Annotated in this window: 7 protein-coding genes; 6 read left to right on the top strand and 1 reads right to left on the bottom strand. The window is 58.0% G+C overall.

Going from position 1 to position 10,187, the window contains the following annotated elements:
* Nucleotides 1-307: 307 nt before the first annotated feature.
* The 4 genes from NW820_RS06455 (at nt 308) to NW820_RS06440 (ending at nt 4,967) form a co-directional block, all read left to right on the top strand.
* Nucleotides 308-673, top strand: coding sequence for an NAD(P)H-quinone oxidoreductase subunit M (locus tag NW820_RS06455; RefSeq protein ID WP_011432289.1), 366 nt, complete (start codon nt 308-310; stop codon nt 671-673).
* Nucleotides 674-753: 80 nt separating this feature from the next.
* Complete coding sequence (locus NW820_RS06450; protein WP_011432290.1) at nt 754-1,179, top strand: DUF2996 domain-containing protein; 426 nt, start codon at nt 754-756, stop codon at nt 1,177-1,179.
* Nucleotides 1,180-1,724: 545 nt separating this feature from the next.
* Complete coding sequence (gene glgA, locus NW820_RS06445) at nt 1,725-3,200, top strand: glycogen synthase GlgA (RefSeq protein ID WP_011432291.1); 1,476 nt, start codon at nt 1,725-1,727, stop codon at nt 3,198-3,200.
* A 159-nt stretch (nt 3,201-3,359) separates the two neighbouring features.
* Nucleotides 3,360-4,967 (top strand): glycoside hydrolase family 57 protein, encoded by a 1,608-nt coding sequence (locus tag NW820_RS06440; RefSeq protein WP_414407012.1) that lies wholly within the window; start codon nt 3,360-3,362, stop codon nt 4,965-4,967.
* Between the two features lie 297 nt (nt 4,968-5,264).
* Here the strand turns inward: NW820_RS06440 and ilvB are convergent, their stop codons facing one another.
* Nucleotides 5,265-7,061, bottom strand: a complete 1,797-nt coding sequence (gene ilvB, locus NW820_RS06435; RefSeq protein WP_414343257.1) for a biosynthetic-type acetolactate synthase large subunit — start codon at nt 7,059-7,061, stop codon at nt 5,265-5,267.
* A gap of 214 nt (nt 7,062-7,275) precedes the next feature.
* Here ilvB and NW820_RS06430 point away from each other — a divergent pair, with 214 nt between their 5' ends.
* Nucleotides 7,276-8,853: a phospholipid carrier-dependent glycosyltransferase gene (locus NW820_RS06430; RefSeq protein WP_414407011.1), complete on the top strand. Its 1,578-nt coding sequence runs from the start codon at nt 7,276-7,278 to the stop codon at nt 8,851-8,853.
* A 109-nt stretch (nt 8,854-8,962) separates the two neighbouring features.
* Complete coding sequence (locus NW820_RS06425; RefSeq protein WP_414407010.1) at nt 8,963-10,027, top strand: Gfo/Idh/MocA family oxidoreductase; 1,065 nt, start codon at nt 8,963-8,965, stop codon at nt 10,025-10,027.
* Nucleotides 10,028-10,187: the final 160 nt, after the last annotated feature.

The following is a 10,187-nucleotide window of genomic DNA, read 5'->3' as shown; positions in this document are numbered from 1 at the left end:
TCAACGACTACCGCAAGGGCTTGCTGGGGCCGCTGGCCTTGGAACTCCCTCCCAAGGCTTGAGCCCCTTAGAAGAAATCACGAAAGAAAGTCACGTTGTTGCTATGGGCAGGGGAACCGCAACGCTGTCGCGATAGGCCGCTGTGGGAACTTGCTCACCTCAATGTGCAGGCGCTCCAGTAGGGGAATAGCAGCGGGCATAGAAAAAGCTTGGGCCGAAGTAAGCCGAGGGCAAATAGCGGATCCCCCACAAGCGCTAGGTAGTGATACGCTGTTTATCAGGTTAGATCCGGAGCGGAGCCATCGCAATGCTGAAATGCACCACTCGCCACGTCCACATTTTTGCCGGTGAAGTTACTGCCGACAACAACTTCGTGCCCCGCGACGACCTGTTTACCCTCGATGTGGATCCGGACAACGAGCTGGTCTGGACTGATGCTGCCCTGCAAAAGGTCTATGCCCGTTTCGAAGAGTTGGTGGAAGAATACCGGGGGCGGGACTTGACCGAGTACAATATCCGCCGCATTGGGTCTGACCTGGAACATTTCATCCGCTCCCTGCTCAAGCAAGGGGAGATCGCCTATAACCTGCAGGGGCGTGCCCCCAACTTCAGCATGGGCTTTCCCCAGATCCCTGCTGAAGAAATTGTCGGCCAATACATCCCCAAGGGCTAGCTCTTTGCCGGTTCTGGACAGAGTTTTTGATTGTTCTGCATCTAAGGCTTTTACCCATCTGATTGTCGGAGCGTTTCCCCATGTCTGGAGAACCCACCCCCGAGGCCGCTGCTGCCGAGAAACCCGCTGAAGCTGCCAAGCCTGCTGCTGAGGATTCCCCCAAAGCCGCTGCGAAAAAAGTTGCTAAGGAAGAAAAGCCCTTCGAGCAACAGATCACGGAAGAGGTGATCCCGGCAGCCATTGCGGCTTTTCAAAAGCGCGGAGTCAGCGATCTGGAGCTGCGCCTGGAAGGCAAGACGCTGGTCGGCGCGTTTGCAGGAGGCAAGAAGCAATTTAGCGTGCTGTTTGCTGAGGGATCCTTGAATGGCCGCAAGTTCTTCCGCTGTACCACCGAAGGATCCCCGGCCAGCACCATCGAGTCTTTTATGATCGACGAGCGGCGCGTGGATGTCAACCTATTCGTGTTTTATTTGGTGCAGCGCCTTTACGCTCAGCAGTGGTATTGAGTTCGCGTGACCTTGAAGGATCCCTGGCTACCCCTAGCCGGAGAGAGTAAGTCTGCTCGCAAGAGACGAGGGGAGGTGCAGCCGGCTGCAGTTACCGTAAAGCCAGGATCCATCCGGCCATGTTCTTTGGCATGCCCACGATCCCAGAACGGGCACCTTGGCTGCCGCCTTCCCGGAAGATGAGCTGCGCACTTGGCTCGAAGAACGGTACCGCCCCAGCGGGATCAGCCGTTCATAGTCGCGCTTCAGGTTAGGGTGAGAGGCCTGGGCTACTGATCGCGCCAGCGGGACGGAGTCCTTGAAAAGCCTTCTGGCCCCGTGCATTCAACGTTTCTAGTTTGAATCGAAATGCCCATAATTCCCCAGAGGGCTGCTCCCGTAGATCAGGTTCCCCGGCAAACGGCGCAGCTGGGGCTCGAACCCGGTCGGCCCAGAGGTTGTTCCCCAGTGCAGGGATCCCTTGCCATTGGGAGGGATGTTCTGTCGAGGCCAAAAAGATTATCGTTTGTAAAGAAAGCTAAGGCGGTGCTACGGGAGGTCTCGAAATGTACATCGTGCAGATTGCGTCTGAATGCGCCCCGGTTATCAAGGCGGGGGGACTGGGGGATGTGGTGTACGGCCTCAGCCGCGAGCTGGAGGTGCGGGGCCACTGTGTCGAGCTGGTTTTGCCCAAGTACGACACGATGCGCTACGACCAGATCTGGGGTTTGCACGACGCCTATCGCGATCTCTGGGTGCCCTGGTACGGGGGAGCCATTCACTGCTCGGTGTACTGCGGCTGGGTGCATGGCCGCCTTTGCTTTTTTATTGAGCCCCACTCGGGCGATAACTTCTTCAATCGCGGGTGTTATTACGGCTGCCCGGATGACAACATGCGTTTTGCTTTTTTCAGCAAGGCGGCTCTAGAGTTTCTCCTACAAAGCAACAAGCGCCCCGACATCATCCATTGCCACGACTGGCAGACAGGGTTGGTACCGGTGCTGCTGTTTGAGATCTACAAGTACCACGGCATGGGAAACCAGCGGGTGTGCTACACCATTCACAACTTCAAACACCAAGGCTTTGGCGGCCCAGAGATTCTTTGGGCTACCGGCCTCAACCGCGAACCCTACTACTTCCACTACGACCGTTTGCGCGATAACTTCAACCCCTTTTCTCTCAACTTTATGAAGGGGGGAATTGTTTTTTCCAACTTTGTCACTACGGTCTCTCCCAATCACGCGCTGGAGGTGCAATTTGGCGACTACGGCTATGGACTTGGCCATACCCTCTACTTGCACCGGCACAAGTTTCGCGGCGTTTTGAATGGCATCGATTACGACATTTGGAACCCGGAGATCGACCGCTTTATCCCCGTGCGCTACACTGCTCAAACGCTGGAAAATAAAGCTAAAAACAAAAAAGCTCTGCGGGATCGGCTGCTACTGCAGGATGTTGACAAGCCTATCGTGGCCTATATCGGGCGATTGGACGAGCAAAAGGGCGTGCATTTGGTGCATCATGCCATCTACCGCTCCCTGTTCAAAAATGCCCAATTTGTTCTGCTGGGATCCGCTACGGAGCGAGGGATCGGCGCTTGGTTTGCCCACGAGAAAAGCTACCTCAACAACAACCCCGATGTTCACATTGAGTTGGGCTTTAACGAAGAACTTTCCCACCTTATCTATGCGGGGGCAGACATCATCGTAGTGCCCAGCCACTACGAACCCTGTGGACTCACTCAGATGATTGGCTTGAAGTATGGCACAGTTCCGGTGGTGAGAGGAGTGGGTGGCCTGGTGGATACCGTCTTCGACCGCGACTACGATCCCCACAAATTGCCCGAGCAACGCAACGGCTACGTCTTTTATCACACAGATCCAGCTGCTTTGGAGTCGGCTCTGGATCGGGCCATCGACCTTTGGTACACCGCTCCTGACCAGTTCCGTCAACTGCAGATTCAAGGCATGAGCTACGACTACTCCTGGAACTATCCTGGCAAGGAGTATCTGGAGATCTACGACTTCATTCGTCACCGCTGAGCCCAACAGCGATCCCCAGCGATCCCAGCTCTTGACCCCAAGGACGAAATGCTGGACGATAGGTAGCAATCTTGGGCTTAACCTTCTCTACAGATTTGCTGCTGAGAAGGGTAAGTCTGCTCCGTTATCTTTCCCTGTCTGTAAGGATCCCCGGCTGCCATGGGTTATCTCGCCTTGGTACTCCACGCGCACCTGCCGTTTGTGCGCCACCCTGAGCAAGACTTTGTGCTGGAGGAAGAATGGCTCTACGAAGCCATCACGGAGACCTATGTGCCGCTGCTGCACATGTTCGAGGGGCTACAGCGAGATGGCATCGACTTTCGCTTCACCATGTCCCTGACGCCGCCCTTGGTGTCGATGCTGCGGGATCCCTTGCTGCAGGAGCGCTACGACCACTACCTAACCAAATTGGAAGAGCTGGCCCAGCTGGAGTACGACAAAAACGCCACCAACGGCCACATTCGCTACCTGGCGGAGCACTACATCAAGCAGTTTGCCATGGTGCGGGATCTCTGGGAGCGCTACGACCGGGATCTGGTGCGAGCTTTTAAGCAGTTTCAAGACAGCGGCAACCTGGAGATCATCACCTGTGGGGCTACCCACGGCTACCTGCCCTTGATGCAGATGTACCCGCAGGCAGTCTGGGCGCAGTTGATTGTAGCTTGTGAGCACTACAACGAGCACTTTGGCCAATGGCCGCGGGGGATCTGGCTGCCGGAATGCGCCTACTACCAAGGGCTGGAGCGGATGATCGCCGATGCTGGCCTGCGCTACATGATCACCGACGCCCATGGTCTTCTCTACGCCAAGCCCCGGCCTCGTTACGGCATGTACGCCCCTATTTTTACCGAGACCGGCGTCGCCGTTTTCGGGCGGGATCACGAATCCTCGCAGCAGGTGTGGTCGGCGGAAGTGGGCTACCCCGGGGATCCGGTTTACCGCGAGTTCTACAAAGACCTGGGGTATGAAGCCGACTACGAGTACATCAAGCCTTACATCATGCCCAACGGCCAGCGGAAAAACACCGGCATCAAGTACCACCGCATCACCGGGCGCAACCTGGACCTGGGGCAAAAGCAGCTTTACGACCCCTATTGGGCGCGGGAGAAAGCGGCAGAGCATGCGGGCAACTTTATGTTCAACCGCCAGCGGCAAATCGAATATTTGTACAGCGTCATGGGCCGCCCGCCGCTGGTGGTGGCCCCCTACGATGCGGAGTTGTTCGGCCACTGGTGGTACGAGGGCCCTTGGTTTTTGGATTTTCTCATCCGCAAGAGCTACTTCGACCAAAACACCTACCGCATGACTCACCTGGCGGAGTACCTGCGGGAGAACCCCACCCAGCAGGTGTGCAAACCTGCCCAGTCCAGTTGGGGGGCGCGCGGCTTCCACGAATACTGGCTGAACCCCAGCAACGCTTGGATTTATCCCCATTTGCACAAGGCCACCGAGCGGATGATCGAGCTGAGCCGTCGCGAGCCTGCCGATGACCTAGAATGGCGGGCCTTGAACCAGGCGGCGCGAGAATTGCTACTGGCTCAATCGTCTGACTGGGCTTTTATCATGCGCACAGGGACGATGGTTCCCTATGCAGTGCGCCGCACCAAGTCTCATCTGCTGCGCTTCAACCACCTCTACGAGAAGATCAAAGAGGGTCAGTTTCGGCGAGAAAAAGCCACCCCTGAAGAGGAGCAGTGGCTGGCCAAGGTGGAATACATGGACAACATCTTCCCCAATATCAACTACCGGGTTTACCGACCCCTCTAAGCCGGTTGGGCAGGTCTGGAGGGTGCCTGCTTCCGACCGCCAGAGACACCAGAGGCAGAAGTTTCCGGCTACCCTCCTTGAGGGGATCGAACTACCCCAGGGCAGGAGGGATCCTCCGTTCGTTGCGCTGATCCCAACCTTCCTCTCCTTTTGGGAAAGGGGCAGGAGTCGCTCGTGTTGGCCTCGCAGAGCGCTCAGGGAGCGTTTTAATCTGGCTTGTTCAGTAGCCCCGATATCCCCGAAGACTCCCTGCTGCTGGGGCCCGCCTTCCCTAGCCGGATGGCCAGGCCACCGATTCTAGAGCTTGGTGCCGCACTCGGCGCAAAACTTGTGCAGGGTGGGGTTTTTGGTGCCGCAATTGGGGCAGTAGATCAGCTCGGCGGCTTGTTCCAGTTGCCGCTTCTCCGGCAGCCCGATCATCTGATAGTTAGCTTTGCCGGCAGGCACCATCGGGTAGCAGTTTTCGTCCCGCTTGACCACAAAGTCGGCCACTACCGGCCCCTCGTGCTTGAGGATCTCCTGGATGGCATCTTCCAGTTGATCGGGGTGATCGACGCGGATCCCTTTTACCCCAAAAGCCTCGGCTAGCTTGACAAAATCCGGCATTCCGGGAGACATATCCGAGTGGGAGTAGCGCTCGCCGTGGAAGGCCTGCTGCCACTGCCGCACCATGCCCTGCCAGCCGTTGTTGATGATGGCCACTTTGGTGGCAATGCCGTACTGAGCCACTGTGCCCAGCTCTTGCATGTTCATCTGGAAGCTGGCATCGCCACTGATGCAGATGACTTCTTCGTGAGGCAGGGCTACCTTGACTCCCATCGCCGCGGGGAACCCGTAGCCCATGGTGCCCAGCCCAGAACTGGAGATCCATTGGCGCGGCCCGTTGCGCAGAAACTGCGCCGCCCACATCTGATGCTGGCCAACATCGGTGGTGTAGTAGGCGTGGGGAGCATGACGACGAAAGGCATCGATCACCTGTTGGGGGGCAATCACGCCTTCGTAGCTGGGCACCTGCAGGGGATAGTCCCGCTTCCAGCGCTCGATCCGATCCAGCCAGGCCTGAGTTAGGCCTGGAGTAGAAGGCATTTTGCTCAGTTGAGCCAGCATCTCCACCAGAACAGTGCGCACATCCCCTACAATCGGCACATCGGGCGCACGGTTTTTGCCCACCTCGGCTGGGTCGATGTCGATGTGAATGACTTTGGCGTGCTTGGCAAATTCATCTAGCTTGCCGGTCACGCGATCGTCAAAGCGGGCCCCCACCGCAATGAGCAGGTCGCACTCGGTGACGGCGAAGTTGGCATAGGCCGTGCCGTGCATGCCCAGCATCCCCACCGACAGGGGATCGTTCTCATCGAAAGCCCCTTTGCCCATGAGGGTGGTGGTCACCGGGATCCGATAGGTGTGGGCCAGCTCGGCAATTTCGGCGTGGGCACCGGAGATGATCGCCCCACCTCCCACATACAGCAAGGGCCGCTTGGCCTGCAGGATCAGCTTGGCCGCTGTGTGGATTTGCCGTGGGTTGCCACGCACGGTGGGCTTGTAGCCGGGGATGTTGATCTCGCTGACGGGTTGATAGTCAAACTCTTCCAGGCCCACATCTTTGGGGATGTCGATCAGCACCGGCCCGGGCCGCCCTGTCCCGGCAATGTGAAAAGCCTCTGCCACGATCCGAGACATTTGGCGCGGATCCCGTACCACGTAGGAGTGCTTCACAATGGGCAGGGTGATGCCAAAGATGTCCGTCTCCTGGAAGCCGTCGGTGCCAATCAGATGGCGAGGTACCTGCCCAGTGATGACCACCATGGGTACAGAGTCCATCATGGCGTTGGCGATGCCCGTCACCAGGTTGGTCGCCCCTGGGCCAGAGGTAGCAAAACACACCCCCACCTTGCCAGTGGCGCGAGCATATCCGTCGGCGGCGTGGGCAGCCGCTTGTTCGTGGCGTACCAGGTAATGTTTGAGCAGCCCCTGAGACTCGGCTTTGTACAGCTCGTCGTAGATGGGGAGGATGGCTCCCCCCGGATAGCCAAAGATGTGTTGCACCCCATGCCGGTGCAGGCTGTCCACCAACGCATATCCACCAGTCGCCACGGTGTCTCCTCCCCACTGAGATGACCGAACGTCAAACGCCCGCTCTCAGGAGCGCCAGCGCAGACAGGGTACTGGCCAGAAGTTGGCCAACTTTGTATTCAATTCTACAGTCTAGCAGTGGTTTGCTTTGGAATCGCTTAGACTTTCACGGTCGGCTAAAGTAACACTGGGGATCCCTAGGGATCCTCGCCGGAGTGTTGAGAGTGCCCTATCCATGACTGGAGAGCCAACCCCCATTGACCCCGGGCCGGAGCGGTCTCAGGGCAGCTTGCTGCTAGCTGTGCCCATCCTCGGATCCCCGCACAGTGCTGTGGGATCCCGACAGTGGCTGGTATGGGGAGCGCTGGGGATCTTTCTGGTGGGTCTGGGGTTGCGCCTGTGGCGGCTGGACGAGTTCCCGGCACCTGTGTTCGATGAGGTGTACTTCCCGGAGTTTGCCCAGAACTACCTGGATGGCAAGCCTTTTTACGATGTGCATCCCCCCTTGGGCAAGTACTTCATTGCCCTTAGCATTCAGGTGTTTGGCCGCAACGAGTGGGGATTCCGCTTCGCCACTGCTTTTTGCGGATCCCTGATCCCTCTGTTGCTGACCGGTTTAGCCTACCGCCTCACCTACCACGTGGGCTTTGCTCTGTTGAGCGGGGTTTTGCTGCTGACCGATGGGGTGTTTCTGGTGGAATCCCGCTTTGGCCTGATCAACGTGTATCTGGTAGCCTTTGGGCTGGCAGCGACCATTCTGTTGCTGAGAGGTCTAGAAGACCAAGGTTGGCGACGGGCTGCTCACTTTGCTTGCTCCGGGATCCTGTTGGGGGCGGCAGCTTCGGTGAAGTGGAATGGCCTCTGGTTTACCTTCATGTTTGCTCTGTTGGGGATCCTCGTCTGGGGGGTGGTCTGGCTGCGCCCGCAGTGGATCCCACGGTTGGGCATTTTGAGCCAGATTCGTCATCTGCGCTGGTGGCACTATGCGTTCTGCTTCGTCCTCGCTCCGCTGGCCTTTTATGCCATTCAGTGGATCCCGCACCTGCAGCTGAATCCCCAACAGGGACTAACTCTGGATTGGAGCTGGACGGGCATCCAGAATTATTTCCGATCCCTGGTGCTCATCAACCAATCCATCTACGGCGGCCACATGGCAGCCCACCTGGTGGTGAACGAAGAGACCCCTGTTCACCCCTACTGCTCCACCAGCTTGCGATCCCTGGTGGCTTGGTTCCCGGCTTTGCGTCCTTGGCTGACTACGCCCTTGGCCTCGGCAGGAGCTTGGTCCTGGCCAATTCTGGGCCGCCCCGTGGCCTACTACTTCGGCAGTCAGGGCAACCTCTGGCAAGCTGTTCATGGCTTGGGCAATCCTTGGCTGTGGTGGCTGGGGACGGGATCCATCTTGGTGCTTGTCTGGCGAGGGATCCGCCACTTTCACGGTCTCGAAGCCTTCATTTTGATTGGCTATGCGGCCAATTACCTGCCTTGGTTTAGGGTCAGCCGCTGCGTTTTTATCTACCACTACATGAGCGCTCTGGCGTTTAGCACCCTAGCCCTGGCTTGGTTGGTGCTGCTGGGCTGGCAGAGCTATCGCCGCTTTTGGCGCGGGGCGAGCATCACGGCGGTGGCCCTGGTTTTGGCGTCCTTTGTCTTCTTTTTCCCCGTTTGGCTTGGCCTGCCCCTCAGTCCAAGCGGATTCTACGCCCGCATGTGGTTTCGCTCTAGCCCGGTGCCGCTGTTCTGTTTCAGCCCCCAATCTTGCCAACAGCCCCCGCTGCACCTGCCGTCCATCCCCGGCTTGAACTGGATCTAAGGGAGGCATGGTAAGCTTTGTGAAGTTTGTTTCGTGAAATGCGGCGCTCCGTTACCGAAAGATGGAGCGAGGTTCGCGAAACCCTTGTGGTGGAGGTAGTGGAAACGTCATGGCCCGATCTTGCCCGAGTTCTGCCAACTCTCCCCGCCGTCCACTGGCTTACCCAGAGCAAGCTGTCCCGGTTGGGGTGATCGGGGTAGGCAACATGGGCCAGCACCACACCCGCGTTTTCAGCCTGATGAAGGATGTGCGGGTCGTGGGGGTAGCGGATATCAACGTGGAACGGGGATTGGATGTGGCCAGCCGCCACCGCGTTCATTTCTATGAGGACTACCGCGATCTGCTGCCCCATGTAGCTGCCGTGGCCATTGCCGTGCCGACGGTTCTGCACCACGAGGTGGGTATGGCCTGCCTGGAGGCCGGGGTACATGTGCTGATCGAAAAGCCCATCGCTGCCAGCATCAGCGAAGCAGAATCGCTGGTGAACCGAGCTGCCGATTGCAATTGTATTTTGCAGGTGGGGCACATCGAGCGCTTCAGCCCTGTTTTCCAAAAGCTGGGCCAAGTCTTGCAAAGTGAAGAACCTCTGGCTTTTGAGGCTCACCGTCTCAGCCCCTATTCCGACCGCGCCAGCGATGTGTCGGTGGTATTCGACTTGATGATCCACGACATCGATCTGTTGCTGGAGCTGATCCCATCTCCCGTGACCCAGATTACCGCCAGCGGCAACCGCATCTCCAAGCTGGGCTACCTGGACTACGTCACGGCTACTCTCACTTTTGCCAACGGTGCCATCGCCACCCTCACTGCCAGCAAGGTCACCCACCGCAAGGTGCGCAAAATTGCCGTCCACTGCAAGAATGCCTTGGTAGAAGCAGATTTTCTCCACAATGAGATCTCGGTGTACCGCCAGGGATCCGTCGGCAGCACCAGCGACTACGGCCAAATGCCCTACCAGCGGGATTGTTTGATTGAGAAAGTCCACACCGACAATATCGACAAGCTGCATGCCGAACTGGAGCACTTCATCAATTGCGTGCGGGGGGGCAACCAACCTTCTGTGGGTGGGGAACAGGCCCTGAAAGCATTGAGGCTGGCCTCGGAGGTAGAGCGGATTGCTTTGGATGGATGTGCCTGGAGCGAAGCCAAGCCCCGCCGTAGTCTCCTATCCTAGTCTTTAACGCAAGCCCCAGATGGGGGCAGAGCCCTGTTGTTGGCCCATAGCCATTCCAGCATCAGGCTGGGGAAGAAAAAGCGACATTCGCGCCCGCGGAGTGCAGCTCTATTGACAGCTCCCCATTCGGGTGGCAGCTTTTCGAGCGAGCAATGGGGCT

The sequence above is a fragment of the Synechococcus sp. R55.7 genome (genome assembly GCF_047461955.1).
Classification (GTDB): domain Bacteria; phylum Cyanobacteriota; class Cyanobacteriia; order Thermostichales; family Thermostichaceae; genus Thermostichus.
Note: the sequence above shows the minus strand (reverse complement) of the source record. Positions and strands in the feature narration are given on the sequence as shown.

Coding starts and splice junctions, on each gene's coding strand:
- NW820_RS06455 (WP_011432289.1), top strand. CDS start 308: ATGCTGAAATGCACCACTCGCCACGTCCACATTTTTGCCGGTGAAGTT.
- NW820_RS06450 (WP_011432290.1), top strand. CDS start 754: ATGTCTGGAGAACCCACCCCCGAGGCCGCTGCTGCCGAGAAACCCGCT.
- glgA (WP_011432291.1), top strand. CDS start 1,725: ATGTACATCGTGCAGATTGCGTCTGAATGCGCCCCGGTTATCAAGGCG.
- NW820_RS06440 (WP_414407012.1), top strand. CDS start 3,360: ATGGGTTATCTCGCCTTGGTACTCCACGCGCACCTGCCGTTTGTGCGC.
- NW820_RS06430 (WP_414407011.1), top strand. CDS start 7,276: ATGACTGGAGAGCCAACCCCCATTGACCCCGGGCCGGAGCGGTCTCAG.
- NW820_RS06425 (WP_414407010.1), top strand. CDS start 8,963: ATGGCCCGATCTTGCCCGAGTTCTGCCAACTCTCCCCGCCGTCCACTG.